16 protein-coding genes are annotated in these 18,821 nt (G+C 71.5%); 5 read left to right on the forward strand and 11 right to left on the reverse strand.

Features of this window, described 5'->3' with window-relative positions; genetic code table 11:
- The first annotated feature begins 18 nt into the window (after nt 1-18).
- From ACYVIP_RS00080 to ACYVIP_RS00095, 4 genes are read left to right on the forward strand one after another with little or no spacing between them, the layout of a single operon-like run.
- On the forward strand, nt 19-1,062 hold the full coding sequence (locus ACYVIP_RS00080) for a cupin domain-containing protein (RefSeq protein ID WP_460390563.1): 1,044 nt from the start codon (nt 19-21) through the stop codon (nt 1,060-1,062).
- The gene (locus ACYVIP_RS00085; RefSeq protein WP_460390565.1) at nt 1,062-1,874 is read left to right on the forward strand and encodes a fumarylacetoacetate hydrolase family protein; all 813 of its coding nucleotides are present in this window, start codon (nt 1,062-1,064) and stop codon (nt 1,872-1,874) included. The genes ACYVIP_RS00080 and ACYVIP_RS00085 overlap by 1 nt, the downstream gene beginning before the upstream one ends.
- Complete coding sequence (locus ACYVIP_RS00090; protein WP_460390567.1) at nt 1,856-2,533, forward strand: maleylpyruvate isomerase family mycothiol-dependent enzyme; 678 nt, start codon at nt 1,856-1,858, stop codon at nt 2,531-2,533. The genes ACYVIP_RS00085 and ACYVIP_RS00090 overlap by 19 nt, the downstream gene beginning before the upstream one ends.
- A 36-nt stretch (nt 2,534-2,569) precedes the next feature.
- Nucleotides 2,570-3,286, forward strand: coding sequence for an IclR family transcriptional regulator (locus ACYVIP_RS00095; RefSeq protein WP_460390569.1), 717 nt, complete (start codon nt 2,570-2,572; stop codon nt 3,284-3,286).
- Nucleotides 3,287-3,327: 41 nt separating this feature from the next.
- On the opposite strand, the gene ACYVIP_RS00100 is transcribed toward ACYVIP_RS00095, so the two are convergent.
- From ACYVIP_RS00100 to ACYVIP_RS00145, 10 genes are all read right to left on the reverse strand, one after another.
- On the reverse strand, nt 3,328-4,554 hold the full coding sequence (locus ACYVIP_RS00100) for a cellulose binding domain-containing protein (RefSeq protein WP_460390571.1): 1,227 nt from the start codon (nt 4,552-4,554) through the stop codon (nt 3,328-3,330).
- Nucleotides 4,555-4,839: 285 nt separating this feature from the next.
- Nucleotides 4,840-6,003 (reverse strand): mandelate racemase/muconate lactonizing enzyme family protein, encoded by a 1,164-nt coding sequence (locus ACYVIP_RS00105; RefSeq protein ID WP_460390573.1) that lies wholly within the window; start codon nt 6,001-6,003, stop codon nt 4,840-4,842.
- Nucleotides 6,004-6,005: 2 nt separating this feature from the next.
- The gene (locus ACYVIP_RS00110) at nt 6,006-6,827 is read right to left on the reverse strand and encodes a carbohydrate ABC transporter permease (RefSeq protein ID WP_460390575.1); all 822 of its coding nucleotides are present in this window, start codon (nt 6,825-6,827) and stop codon (nt 6,006-6,008) included.
- A complete protein-coding gene (locus ACYVIP_RS00115; protein WP_460390577.1) occupies nt 6,827-7,717 on the reverse strand; it encodes a carbohydrate ABC transporter permease in 891 nt (296 codons plus the stop codon). Before ACYVIP_RS00115 ends, ACYVIP_RS00110 begins: the two co-directional genes overlap by 1 nt.
- Nucleotides 7,714-8,985, reverse strand: coding sequence for an ABC transporter substrate-binding protein (locus tag ACYVIP_RS00120; protein WP_460390579.1), 1,272 nt, complete (start codon nt 8,983-8,985; stop codon nt 7,714-7,716). Before ACYVIP_RS00120 ends, ACYVIP_RS00115 begins: the two co-directional genes overlap by 4 nt.
- A gap of 22 nt (nt 8,986-9,007) precedes the next feature.
- Complete coding sequence (locus ACYVIP_RS00125; protein WP_460390581.1) at nt 9,008-11,404, reverse strand: ricin-type beta-trefoil lectin domain protein; 2,397 nt, start codon at nt 11,402-11,404, stop codon at nt 9,008-9,010.
- A 122-nt stretch (nt 11,405-11,526) separates the two neighbouring features.
- Entirely contained in the window at nt 11,527-12,288 is a 762-nt protein-coding gene (locus tag ACYVIP_RS00130; RefSeq protein WP_460390583.1) for a FadR/GntR family transcriptional regulator, read from the reverse strand.
- A 92-nt stretch (nt 12,289-12,380) separates the two neighbouring features.
- Nucleotides 12,381-13,661, reverse strand: a complete 1,281-nt coding sequence (locus tag ACYVIP_RS00135; RefSeq protein ID WP_460390585.1) for an extracellular catalytic domain type 1 short-chain-length polyhydroxyalkanoate depolymerase — start codon at nt 13,659-13,661, stop codon at nt 12,381-12,383.
- A gap of 146 nt (nt 13,662-13,807) precedes the next feature.
- Nucleotides 13,808-14,848 carry a hypothetical protein gene (locus ACYVIP_RS00140; RefSeq protein WP_460390587.1) on the reverse strand — a complete coding sequence of 347 codons (1,041 nt, stop codon included), beginning with the start codon at nt 14,846-14,848 and terminating at the stop codon, nt 13,808-13,810.
- Nucleotides 14,845-15,222, reverse strand: a complete 378-nt coding sequence (locus ACYVIP_RS00145; RefSeq protein WP_460390589.1) for a hypothetical protein — start codon at nt 15,220-15,222, stop codon at nt 14,845-14,847. Before ACYVIP_RS00145 ends, ACYVIP_RS00140 begins: the two co-directional genes overlap by 4 nt.
- Nucleotides 15,223-15,359: 137 nt before the next feature.
- On the opposite strand from ACYVIP_RS00145, the gene ACYVIP_RS00150 reads away from it, so the two are divergent.
- Nucleotides 15,360-18,182, forward strand: a complete 2,823-nt coding sequence (locus ACYVIP_RS00150) for an AfsR/SARP family transcriptional regulator (protein WP_460390592.1) — start codon at nt 15,360-15,362, stop codon at nt 18,180-18,182.
- On the opposite strand, the gene ACYVIP_RS00155 is transcribed toward ACYVIP_RS00150, so the two are convergent.
- Nucleotides 18,179-18,754, reverse strand: coding sequence for a dihydrofolate reductase family protein (locus tag ACYVIP_RS00155; protein ID WP_460390594.1), 576 nt, complete (start codon nt 18,752-18,754; stop codon nt 18,179-18,181). The genes ACYVIP_RS00150 and ACYVIP_RS00155 overlap by 4 nt on opposite strands.
- Nucleotides 18,755-18,821 lie beyond the last annotated feature (67 nt).

Here is an 18,821-nt window from a genome sequence, read left to right on the forward strand (position 1 = left end):
CTCCGTAGCGTCTCCGGTATGACGAGTACCGCCGTCGACCAGGAGCTGGCGCGCCTGTACGCTGACTTCGAGGCCGCGCACATGACCCCGCTGTGGACCCAGCGGGAGGACCTGATGACCGAGGCGCCCCGGCCAACCGCGGTGCCCGCGCTGTGGCGTTGGTCGACGCTCTACCCGCTCGCCGAGCGCGCGGGCGAGCTGGTGCCGGTGGGGCGTGGCGGCGAGCGGCGCGCGATCGCGCTGCGCAACCCGGCCATCGCCGGCGACCCGTACGCCACTCCGACGCTGTGGGCGGCCATCCAGTACCTCGGGCCCAAGGAGGTCGCGCCCGCCCACCGGCACACCCAGACCGCGTTCCGGTTCGTGGTCGAGGGCGACGGCGTGTGGACCAACGTGGAGGGTGACGCGGTCGCGATGCGCCGCGGCGACCTGCTGCTGACCCCGAGCTGGCACTTCCACGAGCACCACAACACCACCGACCACCCCATGGCCTGGATCGACGGCCTGGACATCCCGCTGGTGAGCCAGCTCGACGCCGGGTTCTTCGAGTTCGGGCCGGACCAGCTGACCACCACCGAGACCCCCGACCGGTCCCAGGGCGAACGCCTGTGGGGCCACCCTGGGCTGCGGCCGCTCGGGGTCGAGCCGAGGTCGGCCAGCTCGCCGCTGGCGGCCTACCGCTGGGAGCACACCGACGCCGTGCTCACCGCCCAGCTGGAGCTGGCCGCGACCGTCTCACCCGGACACGCGGCGGTCCGCTTCACCAACCCCACCACCGGGAAGGACGCGCTCACCACCATCCGCACCGAGATGCACCGGCTGGCCGCGGGGCAGGCCACCGCGACCACCCGGGTCGTCGGGTCGGCGGTCTGGCAGGTGTTCGCCGGCACCGGGCGGGTGCACGTCGGCGAGGAGAGCTGGGAGGTGGCCAAGGGCGACCTGTTCGCCGTGCCGTCGTGGGCGCCGGTGCGCCTCGAGGCCGACGACCAGCTCGACGCCTTCCGCTTCGCCGACGACCCGGTCTACGAGGCGCTCGGCCTGGCCAGGCGGGAGACCGTCTGATGCGGCTGGCCACCATCCGCACGGCGGCGGGCCTCCGCGCGGTCCGCGTCGACGAGACCGAGGCCGTGGAGCTGGGCCACGCCGACCTGGGCGCGCTGGTCACCCGGCCGGACTGGCGCGCCGAGGCGGCCGCCGCCGACGGGCGCCGCCACCCGGTCGCCGGCCTGGACTACGCCGTGCCCGTCAGCAGGCCCGACAAGATCATCTGCGTGGGGTTGAACTACCGCAACCACATTCTGGAGATGGGCCGGGAGCTGCCGGCGCACCCGACGCTGTTCGCCAAGTACACCGGCGCGCTCGTCGGCGCCCACGACGACATCACGCTGCCGGCCGTGTCCGCTGCGGTCGACTGGGAGGCCGAACTGGGCGTGGTGGTCGGGGCGCCGCTGCGGCACGCCACCGCCGCGCAGGCCGCGGCGGCGATCGCCGGGTACACGGTGGTCAACGACGTGACGGCGCGGGACTACCAGTACCGCGGCCCACAGTGGTTGCAGGGCAAGACCTTCGAGGCGACCACCCCGGTCGGCCCCTGGGTCGAGACCGAACCCGGCGACTTCGCGCTGAGCTGCGCGGTCGACGGCGAGGTCGTGCAGTCGGCGAACACCGCCGACCTCGTGTTCCCGCCCGCTGAGCTGCTCGCCTACATCTCGGACATCATCACGCTGCTGCCCGGCGACCTCGTCGCCACCGGCACCCCGGGCGGCGTGGGACACGCCCGCACCCCGGCCAGGTACCTGACCGACGGGATGGTGCTGACCACCACCATCGCCGGGGTGGGGGAGTGCCGGAACGTGTGCCGGGCCGAGAAGTGAGCCGGCTCGCCCTGGCGCTGGCCGGCGAACGCGTGCTGCTCGCTGCGGTCGACCGGTCCGTCGACCTGCGCGCCCCGTCCGGCCTGCCCGGCTGGACCAGGGCACACCTCGTCGCGCACCTCATCGGCAACGCCGCGGCGCTTGGCAACCTGCTGACCTGGGCGCGGACCGGCGTCGAGACCCCGATGTACGCCGACCGGGACGCGCGGGCGGCGCAGATCGAGCGGGACGCGCAGCGGGACGACGAGTGGCTGACCATGGCGTTGCGGGCGTCGTCCGCCGCGCTGGCCGACGCCATGACCTCGCTGCCGGAACCCGCGTGGGACCACCCCGTGCGCAGCGCGCTCGGCCGCTCGATCACCGCCGCCGAGGTGCCGTGGCTGCGTGCGCGGGAGTCGTTCGTGCACACCGTGGACCTCGCGGTCGGCACCGGCTTCGCCGACCTGCCGGCGGATTTCCTGGTGGCACTGCTGGACGACGCCACCCGCACGGTGGGCGCGAAGGACGGCTGCCCCGGCCTGGTGCTGACCTCGGAACCACGGTCGTGGCCGCTTGCCGGTGGTGGCCAGGAGATCGAGGGCTCCCTGGCGGAGCTGGCCGCCCTGGTCACCGGCCGTGCCCGCGCCGAGGACGGCCCTCGGCTGCCGCCGTGGCTGTGACTGGCATGCCGAACACCGCGGACCTACTGTTCGACCATGTCGAATGACCCGGCCGTCGCGACGTCGGTGGACAAGGCGCTCGCGCTGCTCGTGCTGCTCAACGAGCGCGAGCAGCTGCGGGTGAGCGACGCCGCGGCGGCACTGGGCGTCGCGCGGTCGACGGCACACCGACTGCTCAACCAGCTGCGCGCGCGGGAGTTCGCGGTGCAGGACGACCAGCGTGGGTACCGCCCCGGCCCGGCGCTGCGCGCGTTGCGGTCGGGACAGCACCCGCTGCCGGACCTGCGCCGGCTGCACCGCCACCTGGGCGACCTGAGCACCCGGGTGGCGGAGACCGTGCACCTGGTGGTGCTCGAGGACACCGAGGTCCGGTTCGTCGACGGCGTGGAGGGGCCGCAGGTGCTGCGGGTCGGCCTGCGTACCGGCGCGGCGATGCCCGCGCACCGCACCTCCGGCGGCAAGGCGTTGCTGGCCGCGCTGCCTCCGGCCAGCCTCCACGCCCGGTACCCGGCGGGCGTGCCGGCCGAGCTGGCGGGCCAGCTGGCCCAGATCCGCCGGCGCGGCTACGCGGTGAACGACAACGAGACGGAGAAGGGCATCACCGCGATCGGCGCCGCGGTGGTGGATCCGGCGGGCCGCACGGTGGCCGCGATCGCCGTCGCGGCCCCGTCGGCCCGTTGTTCCCGTGCCCGCCTTGCCGAACTGGCCCCGGCTCTGCTCGACACCGCCTACACCGCCGGCCGTGAGTTGTGAGCACGTTCGCCGGGTAATTGACAATTCGGCACGACAATCATTCAGAAATTCTTCCTGGCCACCGTCCACGGGTATTTCGCGGCCAGTCCCGCCGGGTCGAGGATGTAGAACCTGGCGGTCTCGTTGCCGTTGAGCACCATGTCGAGGAAGTGGACGACCGTCGTCATGCCGTCGGTCATCTGGTTGCCGGTGATGAAGCCGACGTGCCCCGCCTCCGGCTGCATCGCCTGCACGGCCGGCACGGTCACCAGGTCGTAGTTGGCCCGGGTGTTGTCGTAGGCGATGTCCGACGGACCACCGGCCATGAACAGCGCCGGGCTGTGCAGCCGGGCGAGCTCGTCGCGCGAGTATCCGAAGGAGCCGTCGGCGAACAGCCCGCTGTCCAACGAGATCACCGCGGACACGCGACTGTCCTTGCCGGCGATGATCGCCTCGATGCCGCCGCAGGAGTGGCCGGCGGTGGCCACCCTGGTCAGGTCGAGCCGTTGCGCCAGCGGCGATCCGGAGCGGTTCTGCTCCCGCTCGGCCCAGGTGATCGCGTCGGTCAGCAGGGACGGGATGGGGGAGCCGCTCGGCACGCCGTTGTTCGAGCCGTCGGCCGACCCGGTGTTCACCACGACGAAACCCTTGGAGGCGATGAACGTCAGCGCGCGGGTGACCTCACTGTTGTTGGTGTGCGCGCAGGCGCCGTTGCCGAAGGTCAGCACCGGCATGGTGCGCCCGACGGCCTGCGGGTCCGACGGCCGGAACACGGTGTAGCGGTTGTCGCCGTAGGCGCCTTCCCTGGTGACCGGGAAGTTGTTGTCCACCGCCGGCCCGTCGTCCGCCGGCGGCGGGGTCGTCGAGCCGTCGCAGGCCACGCCGTTGAGCGTGAACGCGGCCGGGGTGGCCGGGCCGGCTCCGGCGGTCGCGTTGAAGCCGAACGAGACGGACCCGCCGGTGGTGATGGCGCCGTTCCACGCCGCGTTGGTCACGGTCACCCGGGTGCCCGACTGCGTGTGCGAACCGTTCCACAGCTGGCTGATCCGCTCGTCGCCGGCGAACGTCCACGCCGTGCTCCACTGGGTCACCGCGCTGCCGAGGTTGGTCACCGTCACGGTGGCGCCGAACCCGCCGGACCACTGTGACCCGATCGTGTAGTCGACCCGGCAACCGGTGTCCGCGGCCACGTTGCCGTCGGCCAACGCCGCTCCCGGTACGAGCACCGCCACCGCCGCCATCATTGTCACCGCGGTCGCGAGCAGCCGCCGGGCAGGGGAATTCGTCATGCGCACAGTGATCACGTCTCCTCGTCAGCGCATCGTCCTTGGTTGCTCGCGACCTCGCCGGGGCCGGCCGGTGCCGGTACTCCCGGCCACCGCTGTCGATCTCCTCAGAGAATTCCGACCCGTCGCGCATTCCAGTATCAAACCTAGCGATTCGATCGACCAGAAGTCAACGGGATCTCCTCTTTTTCGGCGCTGTCGTGAATACTTTTGGCCTGAATTTGGGAGCGCGCTCATGACGAGGCGACAGCGGGCGATCCACAGTTTCGCCACGCTCGCCGAAATCGGTCACGGGTAGGCGGGAACCGTGCCGTCGTGCGGTGCGGCGAGCAGTCGCCTGCCCGCGGCGGCCGGCCGAACGTGTGGGCCGTCGCCGTTCTGGGGCGGGTGGGCCGGCTCGATGGCGTGCTCGTCGATGTCGACGCCGAGTCCCGGCGCGTCACCGAGGATGAACGCGCCGTCGTCGACGTGGTGGGCGATGCGCACGCCGACCGGTGGCGCGAGGTCCTGCAGCTCGCCGGAGAGGTGGTTGGGCACCGACGTGGCGGCGTGCAGCAGGCCGACCGGGGTGCTGCCGACCGGGCTGACCGGCAGGTCGTGCGCGTGGGCCAACGCCGCGACCCGCAGGAAGTGGGTGACTCCCCAGACCGCGGCGGTCTGCACGACGTCGACCGCGCCCGCGGCGAGCAGCGGGCGGAACTGTTCGAGCCCGGTGAGGTTCTCCCCGGTCGCCACCGAGGCGCGGATTCCCCTGCCCACCACGGCCATTCCCTCCGCGTCCCACCGCCGGACCGGCTCCTCGACCCAGGTGAGGTCGACCGAGCGTTCCAGCTCGTACACATGGCGCACGGCCTGCTTGCGCGTCCACGCCTCGTTCGCGTCGAGCATCATCGCCGGCCGCGAGCCCCGGCCGGCGTCGGTCAGCACGTCCCGGACCAGGGTCAACCGGCGCCGGTCCCGGTCGACGTCGAGCCCACCCTTGAGCTTGGCCGCGCGCAGGCCGTGGTCGGCATAGACCCGGTACGCCGCGACGAGCTCGTCGTCGGTCAGCGCGATGTCCAGGCCGGAGGCGTACGCGGGCACCCGCCGGTCGCGGCCACCGAGCAACCGCCACAGCGGCTCGCCCGCCGCCTTCGCCTTGATGTCCCACAGCGCCGTGTCGAACGCGCCGATCGTGCCGAACACCGCGCCGGCGTGACCGGCCTTGAACGTCCGCCGCAGCATCCGGTCGTAGAGCGCCGTCACGCCGCGCGGGTCCTCGCCCTCGATCGCGCTGAACACCGGCCCGGCGTCGAGGTGCGGGCCGAGGCCGACGCCGGTGATCCCCTCGTCGGTGTCGACCAGGATGATCGGCACCGGGGCACGGCCGTCGGCGAGCACGCCGTTGGCGTCGCCGGTAGGACGTCCCCAGTCCAGAACCGTGGTCAGTGTGCGGTATCCGGTGATGCGCATGGTCAACCCTTCGTCGCGCCGGCCGTGACGCCCTGTGCGATCTGGCGCTGGAAGAACAGGTAGACCACCAGCAGGGGCACGGCCGCGATCAGGACCCCTGCGGCGAACGTCGGGATGTCGGCGGAGTACTGGCCGCGCAGCGCCGTGACGCCGACCATGAGGGTGCGGTGCTCGGCCGACGGCATCACCAGCAACGCGATGAGCACGTCGTTCCAGCAGAACAACGTGTTCAGGATGCCGACCGAGACCAGCGCCGGGGTGCCGATCGGCAGCATCACCCTGCGGTACACGCCGAACAGCGTGTTGCCGTCGATCATGGCCGCGTCCACGATCTCGGCGGGCACGTGCGCGTAGAAGCTGGCCATCAGGAAGATCGTGAACGGCAGGAACTGCGCGACATAGGCGAGCACGAGTCCCGGGTAGGTGTCGATCAGGCCGAACGTGGCCAACGTCCGCGCGAACGGCACCATGACCACCTGGAACGGGACGAACAACGCGGCGAGACAACCGAGGAACAGCGCCCGCGAGCCACGGAACCGCAGGCGCCCCAACGCGAACCCCGCCATCGACCCGATCAGCAGCAGCACCGCGACCGCGCACAGCACGACGACGACCGAGTTGGCGAAGTAGCGGGCCATCCCGACGCTGTGCCAGGCCGTCGTGAGGTTGTCGGCCCGCACGGAGTCCGCGGGGGAGAAGCGGTCGAGGACGTACTCGCGCCGGGTCTGCAGCGCCACGTTGGTGGTGAACACCAACGGGTAGACGGTGGCCAGCGCGAGCGCGGCCATCGGGACGGCGACCAGCCACCTGCCGACGCGCGCCATCAGTCCGCCCTGCCGGCGCGGCGCAGCAGGCTGATCTGTGCCAGTCCCACCACGATCATGACGAGGAACAGGACGGTGGCCGCGGCCGAGGCCAGCGCAGGCCGGTTCAGCTGTCCCTGCTGGATCCAGATGTAGTACTCCGGCAGGTAGGTGGCGCCGCCGGGGCCGCCGCTGGTCATCACGTAGAGCAGGCCGAACATCGACGTGAGCAGCCCGATCATCGTGGTCACGAACACGAACTGGATGGTGCGCGACAGGCCGGGGATGATGACGTGCCAGATGATCCGGGGCAGCGCCGCGCCGTCGATCCGCGCGGCGTCGATCAGGGAGGGGTCCAGGGCCGCGAACCCGGCGAGGAACACGACCAGCCCCATGCCGAACGTCGCCCAGACGTGCACGCCGACAACCGTGAAGAGCGCGATGTCCGGGTCGCCGAGCCAGTCGACCGGGCCGAGCCCGACGCCGCCGAGCAGTGCGTTGAGCGGGCCGTCGAAGGCCAGCAGCAGGTTGAAGATCGCGCCGACGATCACCGGGGACAGCACGGCGGGGAAGAAGTAGACACTCCGGAAGAACCGGTGCCCCGGCACGCGCAGGTGGATGAACGTGGCGAGCAGCCCGGGGATGGCGACCGCGACCGGCAGCAGCAGCACCAGCCAGCCGACGTTGCGCAGCGCACCGAGAAAGAGCGGGTCGCGCAGCAGGGTGGCGTAGTTGTCCAGTCCCACGGCGGTTCCGTCGCGGTCGCCGTCCCCGGTGAAGGAGAAGTTGACGCCGAGGACCAGGGGGTAGAGCCGCAGCACGACCAGGATCAGCACGGCGGGGGCCACGAGCGCGTACGGCGCGAGCCTGGCCCGGCGCCGACCAGCGTGCGCCCGGTCGGTAGTGGTCAACGCCCCTGGTCCGCGGCGTCCAGTTGGGACAGTGCGTCGTCGACGGTGACCGCGCCGCTCAGCAACTGCTGGGACAGTCTCCCCAGCAGGTCCAGCGTCGTCGCGGACAGTGCCACGTGCAGCGCGGGCTTCCCGTCGCCGATGCCCTCGACGATCGACGTGACCGCTGGCCCGCCGGCCGGTAGGTCGATGCCGGTGTCCGCGGCGATCGCGCCGGCGTCGGACTGGAACGCCGCCAACGCGTCCCGCGCGGTCAGCGAGCGGACGAGGTCGGCGGCGAGCGCGGGATCGGGCGTCCACTTCGCCACGGCGTACCCGATGCCGCCGTCGTAGGGCAGGCTCGGCGTCGCCCCCTGTGTGCTGACCGGCGCGGGCATGACCCCGATGTCGTCGGGATCGAGGAACTCGCCGAAGTCCTGCCAGTGCCCGACATCGGACATCAGCCCGATCACGTTGGCCGCCTTCCCCGACTGGAACAGCGCGAACGCGTCGTTGAACATCGCGGTCGAGTTGGCGCCATCGGTGTTGAGGCCGGACTCCTCGGCTTCCTGCCACAGCTGGAAGATCCGCTTGACGTGTGGCGCGGTCCAGTCCCGCTCGCCGGCGAGCCAGTCGTCGTACTCCTGGTCGGTGAGCGCGCCGGAACCCAGTCCGGACAGGAAGAACTGGATGCCGATGCCCTCCTTGTTGCCCAGGGCGAGGCAGCGCGCGCCGGTCCGCTCCTCGATCGTGCCGCAGGCCGCGACGAAGTCGTCCCATGTGGACGGTGGACGGTCCGGGTCGAGACCGGCGCGCGCGTAGAGCTCCCTGTTGTAGTAGATCGGGTGTCCCTGCAGGGTGACCGGGGCCGCGTAGACCTTCCCCTCGGCGGTGAAGGCCTCCCAACCGGTCAGCCGGTCCCGGTCCTCGGCGAGGTGGGTGTCCAGCGGGAGGAGCGCGTCCACCCGGTCGCGGAGTTGGCCGCCGCCGTTGAGCAGCATGACGTCCGGCCCCTTGCCCGACTGGATGGCCGCGCCGAGCAACGTGTAGTACTGGTCGAACGGCTGCGCGACGAACTCGACGGCCACCTCCGGGTGTTTTTCGGCGAAGTCGGCCTTCGCGGCGTCGAGGTAGGCGGCCGCGGCGGCGTCACCCGACTTCCAGTCCCAGACGACCAGCCGGTCCGCGCCGCCGCCGGCCGACGGGCCGGGGCCCGCGGCGCTGCCGCAGCCGGCCAACGCCAGTCCGGCCGTCAGCAGGACCGCCGACCACAGTGCTCGCTGCCTCATCGCCGCTCGCCCTCTCCTTCGGTCAGTCGCGCAGGGTCCACCGCTGGTTCGCACCGCCGGTGCACGACCACAGCCGCAGGAGCGTCCCGTTCGCGGTCGCGCTGGCGGCGGCCTCCAGGCACAGCCCGGACTGCACGCCGGTGATGGTGCCGTCGGCGTTGCGGTTCCACTGCTGGTTCGTGCCGCCGTGGCAGTCCCAGATGATCGCCGCGGTGCCGTTGGCGGTGCCCTGCCCGGACGCGTCGAGACACTTGGTGCCGTACACCATGAGCTGCTTGCCGGAGGTGTGGGTCCACTGCTGGTTCGCGCCGCCGTGGCAGTCCCACAGGTGCACCCGCGCGTCGTTCGCCGTGCTCGCGCCGTCGACGTCCACGCAGCGTCCAGACTGGACACCCAGGATGTCGCCCGTCGGCGGGGCGGTGCCGTCCCGGGGACCGGCGTTGGCCATCACGGCCGTCGCGCCGGCGGGCCAGTTGCCGTTGGAGACGGTGACGTTGCCCCGCACCACGTTGCCACGGTCCCCATCAAACACGTTGGTGCTGCCGTTGCTCGACCAGTTGTCGGTGACCGTCCAGTTGCCCATGTTCTCGCCACCCCAGTAGTTGGCGGTGGCCCACGTTCCGGTCGCGGAGAACACGTTGCCGGTCGCGGTGTAGTACTTGGAACCCTCGTCGAAGTACAGTCCGAAGTGGCCGTTGGTCCGCAGGCAGTGGTTGGCGCTGATCACCGCGTTCGGGTTCCACCCCAGCGTGTAGATGCAGGCGCCGTCGTTCATCTGCTGCATCACGTCGTGCACGAAGTTCCCGACGAGCCGGTTGCCCGACGCGGTCGTCGGCGTCGGGTACCTCGGCTGGAAGGCGTACAGGCCGCGGTTCGCGTAGTGGTCGCTGCCGCCAGCGTCGTTGCTGCCCCAGCCGTAACCGATGGACATGCCGGTGTAGGGCATGTTGTAGACCTCGTTGTGTGACACGTCGGTGGTCGTCACGTAGGTGGTCAGCACCGACACGTTGCCCCGGTACTCCACGCCGAGATCGTGCAGGCGGTTGTCGGTCACGGTGATGTCCCGGTTGACCATCCGCTGGTCGCTCGGGTGGTGGGCGTCGGCGCGGACGCCGCCGACCACGATGCCGCCGGCGGAGTTGTTGGCGATCTCCGACCCGGTGACGGTGATGTCGCTCGCGCCGAGCCCGACGCCGCTCGCGTGTGCGTTGGCGTCGTTGCCGATGCCGATGGCCGTCTGCCCGAGGTTGACGAACTCGGCGTCGCTGAAGGTGATCCCGGTGGCGGCGGAGACCTGGACGGCGGCGGGCATCTGGTGCCAGTGCGGGCGGGCCGCCTCGAACTGGCGGCAGCCGTTCTGACAGGAGGTCAGCCGGTCGGCCGGCCAGTCCCAGGTGCCCGCGAGGTAGGCGCCGGTCTGCTGGTCGGCGAACCCCTGGTCGCCGCTCGGGCCGAGCCAGGTCGTGCCGGTGAACCTGATGCCGCTGAACGTGAGGTCGCGCGCGGGCGCGTCGTAGCTGCCGCCGACGTTCACCAGCGACTGCAGCACGGGCAGTTCCACGGTGGTGGTGCTCATGTTCTGCCCGGACCGCGGGATGTAGTAGAGCGTGCCGGTGCCGGGGTTGACGTACCACTCGCCCGGCGCGTCCAGGAACTCGTAGGCGTTGGCGAGATAGAGCGGCCCGGCGCGGTGCGGGGCCGCGAGGGTGTCGTAGCCGAAGGTGTTGTTGTTCCACGCTGGCTGGCGCATGGTCATGAAGTTCCCGCTGATGCTCCGCACCGGTGAGTACCGGTCGGTGAACGAGTTGACGCTCTCCACCTCGACCCGGTCCTGGTTGGCGAGGTTGTTCAGGTAGCCAAGCGCGGAGTCGGAGAAACTCAGGCCAGTGCTGGTGAAGGTGAACGCCGACCGGTTCACCTGCGTGCGTGCGCGGGTCGCGATCACGCCGTCGACGTACAGCTGTCGGGTCTCGGTGCCGGTGCCAACGTCCGCGCGCCAGATGTTCCTGCCGCTGTCGGCCACCGACCAGCCGGTGACCGCGCGGGCCCCGCTCAGTACCGGCCGGGCCGCCGCGGCCGCCCGCCACACCACCTGGTGCCCGCCGCTCCCGGAGTCCGCCGAGGTGAACCGCAGCGGTGCGGCGAGCCGGTACACCCCGTCGGCCAGCTCCACCACGATGTCGTCGGACATGGTGTCGTTGAGCGACCGCACCGCGGTCTGCGCGGCGGGCAGCGAGCACGGAACCGCGGCGGTGCAGTCGGTTCCGCTGCCGGTGGGGGAGACGTACAGGGTGGTCGCCTCGGCGGCGGCGACGGTGGGGGCGACGGTCGGGGCCACGACGGCGAACGCGATGAGCGACATGACCAGAGCGACGACACGGGCGACGACACGAGCGGCGGTGAGCGTGGTCGCGGACACGGGATCTCCTCACCCGGAACAGGTCCGGAACGTCCCCCGCCGAGACGCAACAAACATCAGTTCATCATACGAATGATGTCTTCGCAATGATGTTCCGCCAGCGCCGCCGAACCCGCGTGCGGCTACCGCGCCAGCCGGCCAAGGTCCCCGGCGCCGCCGCGGCGGACCAGCCACGCCTCGGTGATGTGGGCGAACATGGCCGACGCCGCACCGGCCGGGTCGTGCGCGGCGATCCGTTCGCCGACGGCGCGGTGTCCTCGGTTGGACGCCACGCACAGCGCGGGCTCGCTGCGGCCGAGATAGCTCGCGGTGTTGATGACCTGGCTCTCCAGCGCGCGCACGACCGCGCGCGCGATCCGGTTGCCGGACACCCGCATGACGGTGTCGTGGAAGACGCGGTCCTGCTCCCGGTAGGCGACGGGATCGTCGACGAGCTGGTCCATCCGGTCGACGAGGGCCCGGAGCCGGTCGACGGCCTCCTGGTCGGCCACCGTGGCGGCGACGTGCGCCATGTCCGACTCGAGCAGCCTGCGGGTGACCACGATGTCGTCGAGGACGGCCAGCGAGTCGTCCTCGGCGACAGTGGCCGCGAGGACGACCTCGTCGAGCATGTTCCACGTCGCCTGCGGGGTGACCATCGTGCCGGCGCCCTGGCGGACCTGGACCAGGCCCTTCTCCTGCAGGACCTTCACCGCCTCGCGGACGACGGTCCGGCTCACCGAGAACGTCTGGCACAGCACCGGTTCCGGCGGAAGGGCGGTGCCGACGGGATGCACGCCGCGCACGATGCGCTCGACCAGTTCGGTCGTGAGGGCCGTGGCCAGGCTGGTCGGCCTGCGCGCCCAGTCCGGGCTCCCGGAGGACAGGTGACTCGTCGTCGTCATCGCTCCTCCGGGTGCCCGTGGCCAGGTGCCGGCCACCGGTCAGCATAGGCGGCCGATGCGACCAGCCAGGCCAACGCCGATGAGCCCGGCCGTCAGGAGGTGGCGCAGCTCGCCCCGTTGAGGGTGAAACCGGTTGGTGCGGCCGGGTTACCGGAGTGGGTGGCCTGGAAGCCGATGTCGACCGACCTGTTCGGCGCGATCGCCGCGTTGTGGGTGACGTTGCTGGCCGTCACCTGACCGGACAACGGGGTGTAGGTGGCGTTCCAGCCGGACGTGATGGTCTGTCCACTGGGGAGGGTGAAGGCCAGCGACCAGCCGTTGGTCGCGGCGGTGCCGGTGTTGGTGATGGTGATGTTCGCGGTCAGGCCGGAGTTCCAGGAGTTGGTCGTGGCCGTGACGCGGCACGGGCCGGGGTTGGGCTCAGGGTCGGGGTCGCTGCCGCCGGTCAGGCCGAAGAAGGCGATGGCGGACGCGGCCATGCCGCTCGACGGCAGGCTGTGTCCCGCGCCCTGGACGCTGTAGGCCTCGACCTGGACGGTGCCGGCGCTGTCGGCGTAGCCGCGGCGGTTCCAGTTGGGCTGGGGGGTGTCGGTGAACGTCGGTGTCTGGCTGAGCCCGAACACGTTGGTCCACTGCTCGATCTCCTCCTGCAGCAGGGAGTACGGCACGAGGTTGTCGGCGGTGCCGTGCCACAGCTGCATTCGCGGCCGGGGTCCGGAGTAGCCGGGGTAGGCCTGGCGGACCGCGTCGCCCCACTCCTGCGGGGACCGGTTCATGCTTCCGCCGGTGCACCGGCTGGCGCCCGGCGGGTAGTCGGCGGCGTTGGCGAAGCAGTTGAAGGGCACGCCCATGAACGCGGCGCCTGCCTTGAACACGTCGGGGTAGAGGGCGAGCATGTGGTTGGTCATCATGCCGCCGGAGGAGGAGCCGGTGGCGAACACCCGGTTCGGGTCACCGCCGTAGCGTTGCTGGACGTAGGTCACCATCGACTCGATCGAGACCGGGTCGCTGCCGCCGCCGCGGCGCTTGGACGCGTCCGACCAGGTGTCGAAGCAGTTCCCGAAGCCGGCCTGCTGTTGGGCACTGGGGTAGATGACGACGAACCCGTGCCGGTCGGCCAGTGAGGCGAACTCGCTGCCGGAGTAGAAGCCGGGACCGGAGCCGCCGCAGCCGTGCATCGCCACCACGATGGCGGGTGCCGTCGGCCGGGAGTCCGGTACGTAGACGTGCATCCGCATCCCACCCGGGTTGGCGCCGAAGCCGGTCACCTCCACCAACGAGGCGGCCGCCGCGACCGGCGGGAAGGCGATCCCGGCGATGGCGATCACGAGGGTGCTGACGAGGGTTGCGAGCGCCGTTCTGGTTCGAGTCATCGTTGACCTCCAGTCGGATATATCTGATGCTCGACGTTAGGCATTCTGGTGACGGCAGTCAATAAAGTGCCTAACATTTGGGAGCGCTCCAGAATGATCGTGACCCGGGAGCGGGACCCCTCGTGACCCGCTCCCGGGCCGCGGCGTCAAGGCATCGTCGCCGCCTTGAGCTGCCAGGTGGTCAGGGTGATGAAGTAGTCGATCTCGTCGACGAGGAGCTGGCCCATCTCCTTGTACTGCTCGATGCAGATCACGATGGCGTCGATGGTGGTCTTGATGAACTCGAGATAGTCGCCGCCGATCGAGAACAGCTCCTCGCCGAGGTCCCACCACGTCCTGGGGTCGAGCGTGAGGTCCTTGGCCGCTTTCCTGATCCGGTTGACCACCGACTTGAACCGCACCGCGTAGTAGTCGAGCAGCCAGAACGCGTTGGTGATGATCGCCTCGTAGCTCTTCGACCAGCACTCGTGCGCCGCGCGCATCATGTCGGCCGCCTCGGCGAGGGTCTCGATGCCGCCGAGGACCCGGTTGCGCATGTGCTGGTCGAAATAGGCGGCCGCGCTCTTTTCCGCGCCGCCGAGCCAGTGCGGGGTCAGGGTGTCGAGCCCCGCGGTGACGTCCTCGTGGATCGCGCGGGCGCTGTGGGTGACCTCGCCCCACGCCTCGGCCAGGCGGTTCAGCGCGCCCCAGTCGCCGAGCAGGACCGGGGTCCACTCGGCGATGATGTCGTAGCCGGTGAAGAACTTGACCACCCCGGCGACCTCGCCGAGGAGGTCGGCCAGCTTCTCCTCGACCCAGCCGGTCAGCACCTCGTCGGTTGGCGGCTTGGGGGCCACCGACGCGCCGCCGGTGAAGCCGGGGGCGGGCTGGGTGGTGTCCGTGCCGCCCTGCTGCCCGTCGAACCGCTGCGCGGCGGCGTGGTCGGCGGTGGTGTAGGCGGTCGCGGTCTTCGTGAGCTGGTCGGAGGTCGTTCGCAGCACGCGCTCGGTCGTGGGTAGCCAGGGGACGAACGTGTCCGCCGCGAAGCTCGAGATCCACTCGGCCGGCTCGAGCAGGCCGCTGATGCGGTCGAAGTTGTGGCAGTGGACTTTCGCGTACTCGGAGACGGTGGTCACGGCGTCCGCGTTCGCCCGCAGCTGCGCGGCATAGCCGTGCAGGAAGGGCCGCTCCACCTGGAACCCGGTCATCGGCGGGCCTGCCGTTCCGCGCGGATCGTGGCGACCAGATCCCCCAGGAAGGTGCGCAGCGCCACCGAGTCCCGGTCGGTGGCCCGTCCGGAGAGGACCTCGTCCCAGGTCATCTCACCGCGTTCGATCCGGTCCACCGCGGCGCTGGCCGGGTCCTGGGCACCCGTCCGCGCGGCCCCGTCCCTCGGATCCGCCAGCCACGACTCGACGACATCGTTGTCCAGCTCGGCATCCTGGTCGGCGACCGGTGTGGTTCGGTCCGGTATGGACAGTCGGGCGGCGATGGCGCGGGTCCGCGCCTGGTACTCGGCGACTGTCTGGTCCGCCTTGTCCTGCAAGGCCCGCAGGCAGTCGCGGCCCCGTCGTTCGCGCATGTGGCAATCCCCCTCGGTCGGTCGGGAGGAAAGCTAGCGACGGCGACTTCCAGCCGGCTGTCATCTCCCTGCCGGTGGTCGTTCACCACGGTTCGCCACGGTTCACCGTCGGGACCGGCTGTCCTGATCGTGTCGCCATGGGCGGATACGATCGCGGGCATGTGTCAGCCGCCGCCGTCGACGTGATGGCCCCCGTGACGGTCGCCCTGCTTGGCGCACTGGAGGTGCGCGTCGGGGGCCGGCCCGTCGAGGTCACCCGGCCTCGGCTGCGCGCGCTGCTGTGCGCACTGGCGTTGCGTGCGGGACAGGCCGTGCCCATGGGCACCCTGGCCGAGCAGGTGTGGGGTGCGCGGTTGCCCGACCAGCCGCATCCGGCGCTGCACTCGCTCGTCAGCCAGCTGCGCCGGCTGCTCGGCGCGGACGTCGTGCGCACCGCGCACAGCGGATACCTGCTGGACCTGCCGCCGGACGCGGTCGACGCGCTGCGGTTCCAGCGGTTGGTCGACACCGCCCGCGGCGACGATCCGGCCCGCGCGCGGCAGCTGCTGGTCGAGGCGCTGGACCTGTGGCGGTGCGCCGCGGTGGGCGGCGACCTGCCGGCGCAGGTCGAGGCGACCGTGGCCGCGCACCTGGTCGAGCGGTACCTGTCCGCGACCGAACAGCGGATCGACCTCGACCTGGAACTGGGCCGGCACGCCGAGCTGGTCGGGGAGCTACGCGAGCTGACGGCCCGCTATGAGCTGCGGGAGCCGTTGTGGGCGCGGCTGATCACGGCGCTGCACCGGTCCGGGCGGCAGGCGGAGGCCCTGGACACCTACGAGACCGTGCGCGCCCTGCTGGCCGACGCGCTGGGCGTGAGCCCGTCGGTTGAGCTGCGCGGCCTGCACTCCCGGCTGCTCGCGGCCGACGACGACCTGCCCGTCGACCTGCCCGTGGTCACCGGCCCGGTCGTGCCGAGGCAGCTGCCGCCCGACCTCACCGGGTTCACCGGCCGGGCTGCCGACCTCGCGACCCTCGACCGGCTCCTGCTCGCTCATCGCGGGAGCGGGCCGCCGCTGGTCATCGCGGTGCACGGACCGGGCGGCGCCGGGAAGACCACCCTGGCGCTGCACTGGGCGCACCGCGTGCTCGACCACTTCCCCGACGGGCACCTCTATCTCGGCATGCGCGGCCACGGCCCCGGCGAGCCGGTCGAACCCGCGGCCGCGCTGGACGTCGTGCTGCGCGCGGTCGGGGTGCCGGCGGCCCAGGTGCCGCCGACGGCCGAGGAACGCGCCGCGCTGTGGCGGACCACGGTGCTCGGGCGGCGGCTGCTGCTGCTCGTCGACAACGTGCGGGACGCGAGCCAGGTCCGGCCGCTGCTGCCGGCCACCGCGACCGTCACCGTCCTGGTGACCAGCCGCAACGAGCTGCGCGGGCTCGCGGTGCGCGACGGCGCCCGCCGGCTCGCGGTCGGCGAGCTGCCGGCCGACGAGGCGATCGAGCTGGTCCGGGAGGTACTCGGCGAGCAGCGCTGCGCCAACGAGCCAGCGGCGGTCGATGAGCTCGCCGACCTGTGCGGCCGGCTGCCGCTGGCGCTGGTCATCGCGGCACAGCAGGCCGCGCGCTACCCGGACGTGCCGATCGCCGAGCTGGTCGCCGACCTGCGGAGCCGGACCGGCAGGCTGGACCTGCTGGCCGAGCCGGGGGACCCGGCGGCCGATCCCCGCACGGTGTTCTCGTGGTCCTACCACGAGAACACCGACGCCGCGGCGCGGGCGTTCCGGCTGCTCAGCCTGCACCCGACGACCGAGATCACGGTGCCGGCGGCCGCCGTGCTGCTGGGCACGGCCGACCGCGAGGCGCGCCGGCTGCTCGACACGCTCACCTCGGTGCACCTGCTCGAACAGGACCAGCGCGGCCGATACCGGTTCCACGACCTCCTGCAGGCCTACGCGCTGGAGCGGGCGCTGGCCGAGGAGTCGGCCCAGGACGTGGCCGCGGCGCGCGAGCGGATCCTCGACTGGTACCTGCGGACCGTGGCGCAGGCCAGGGCGACCGCGTTCGGCACGCTCCCCTTCGCCGTGCCGGACGCGGCCGATGCCCGCCCGCCGCAGTCCTTTCCCGACTTCCCGACGGCGCTGGCCTGGTACAACCACAACCGGTTCGTCCTGCTGGCGGCGGTGGAGTACGCCGAGGAGCACGGGTTCGACCGGCACGGCTGGCAGCTCGCGTTCGCGCTGCGGTACTTCCACGAGGTCCTCCGGCAGGACGACGACGCGATGACCGCGGCGCAGGTCGCGGTCCGCTGCGCCGACCGCCTCGTCGACGACACCGCGATCCTGCACGCGACCTACACCATGGGCACCGCGTACGGGAACGGCCAGTACGAGACCGCCCGACGGTGGCTGCGCCGGGCCGCCGAGCTCGGCGAACGGCTCGGCGACGACGCGTCGACGGCCTCGGCCCACGTCGCCTACGCGCTCACCGAGGCCGACATCGGCCGGCTCGAGCCGGCGGAGCCCTGGCTGGAGAAGGCCGTCGCCGTCGCCACCCGGTCCGGGGCCACCGGGCCGCTGGCCCACGCGCTGCTCAACCTCGGCGCGATCCAGGGCATGCTTGGCAGGCCGGAGGAGGCGTTGGCGAACCTGACCCGGTCCTACCACCTCTACCGCGAGCTGGGCTCGGACTACTTCGCGGCGTTCGCCAGGGGCAACATGGCCGAGGCCGCGCTGGACACCGACCGGCTCGACGACGCCCTGGTGTACGCGGAGGACGCCCTCGCGCTGCACGGCGCCGTCGAGGACCAGCGGTCCAAGCCGGGGACGCTGATCGTCAAGGGCCGCATCCTGTCCCGGCTCGGCCGGGAGCGGGAGGCGCGGGAGACCCTGCGCCGGGCGCTGCGGATCTTCGCGAGCACCGGCAACCCGAGGGCCGCCGAGGTCGAGAAGCTGTTGGCGCAGCCGCGGCTGTCGACCTAACCGGCCTGGGGCGCGGTGGCCGCCCGGTAGGTGAGGATGACGATCCCGCAGCCGAGCGTCCGCGTGTGGGCGAGCTCGACGGGGATGTTCGTGCCGTCCCGGTACAGCAGTCCCTTCGGGTCGCCGTGGCCGGAGAAGACCGGGTGCAGCCAGACCCTGATCTCGTCGAGCAGGCCCGCCTTGGACAGCGTGTGCGCGAGCCTGCCGTAGCCGTAGATCAGGATGTCCTTGCCGGGTTGGGCCTTGAGCGCCGCGATGGTGTCGACGACGTCGTCCCGGATGATCGTCGTTGGCTGCCAGGTGGCCTGCTGCTCGGTGAGCGTGGTGGAGACGACGTAGTGCGGCAGGGCGTTCATCCGTTCGCCGAACTCGCCTGCCTGCTCGGCCATCCCCGGCCAGACCTCGGCGAACGCCACGTAGGTCTCGCGGCCGAGGAGCAGCGCGTCACTCGCGAACAGCTGCTCCTGGGCGATCTTCTGCGCTTCCTCCTGGAAGTACTGGAAGTGCCATTCCTCCATGTGGTCGGTGTCGCCGTCGAGCGACATGTTGACCGAAACGATGATCTTTCTCATGGCGGGGGACGCTAACCGCGGCGGCTGCCAGCTGGCTGCCATCTCCCTGCCAGGGCGTTCGTCGTCG

Source organism: Actinophytocola sediminis, assembly GCF_054779715.1.

Bases quoted from the DNA above. Each gene is read 5' to 3' on its own strand.
- ACYVIP_RS00155 (WP_460390594.1), bottom strand. From the start codon at position 18,754: ATGAGAAAGATCATCGTTTCGGTCAACATGTCGCTCGACGGCGACACC.
- ACYVIP_RS00135 (WP_460390585.1), bottom strand. From the start codon at position 13,661: ATGACTCGAACCAGAACGGCGCTCGCAACCCTCGTCAGCACCCTCGTG.
- ACYVIP_RS00145 (WP_460390589.1), bottom strand. From the start codon at position 15,222: ATGCGCGAACGACGGGGCCGCGACTGCCTGCGGGCCTTGCAGGACAAG.
- ACYVIP_RS00100 (WP_460390571.1), bottom strand. From the start codon at position 4,554: ATGACGAATTCCCCTGCCCGGCGGCTGCTCGCGACCGCGGTGACAATG.
- ACYVIP_RS00150 (WP_460390592.1), top strand. From the start codon at position 15,360: ATGGGCGGATACGATCGCGGGCATGTGTCAGCCGCCGCCGTCGACGTG.
- ACYVIP_RS00110 (WP_460390575.1), bottom strand. From the start codon at position 6,827: ATGGCGCGCGTCGGCAGGTGGCTGGTCGCCGTCCCGATGGCCGCGCTC.
- ACYVIP_RS00120 (WP_460390579.1), bottom strand. From the start codon at position 8,985: ATGAGGCAGCGAGCACTGTGGTCGGCGGTCCTGCTGACGGCCGGACTG.
- ACYVIP_RS00105 (WP_460390573.1), bottom strand. From the start codon at position 6,003: ATGCGCATCACCGGATACCGCACACTGACCACGGTTCTGGACTGGGGA.
- ACYVIP_RS00140 (WP_460390587.1), bottom strand. From the start codon at position 14,848: ATGACCGGGTTCCAGGTGGAGCGGCCCTTCCTGCACGGCTATGCCGCG.
- ACYVIP_RS00080 (WP_460390563.1), top strand. From the start codon at position 19: ATGACGAGTACCGCCGTCGACCAGGAGCTGGCGCGCCTGTACGCTGAC.
- ACYVIP_RS00085 (WP_460390565.1), top strand. From the start codon at position 1,062: ATGCGGCTGGCCACCATCCGCACGGCGGCGGGCCTCCGCGCGGTCCGC.
- ACYVIP_RS00130 (WP_460390583.1), bottom strand. From the start codon at position 12,288: ATGACGACGACGAGTCACCTGTCCTCCGGGAGCCCGGACTGGGCGCGC.
- ACYVIP_RS00095 (WP_460390569.1), top strand. From the start codon at position 2,570: ATGTCGAATGACCCGGCCGTCGCGACGTCGGTGGACAAGGCGCTCGCG.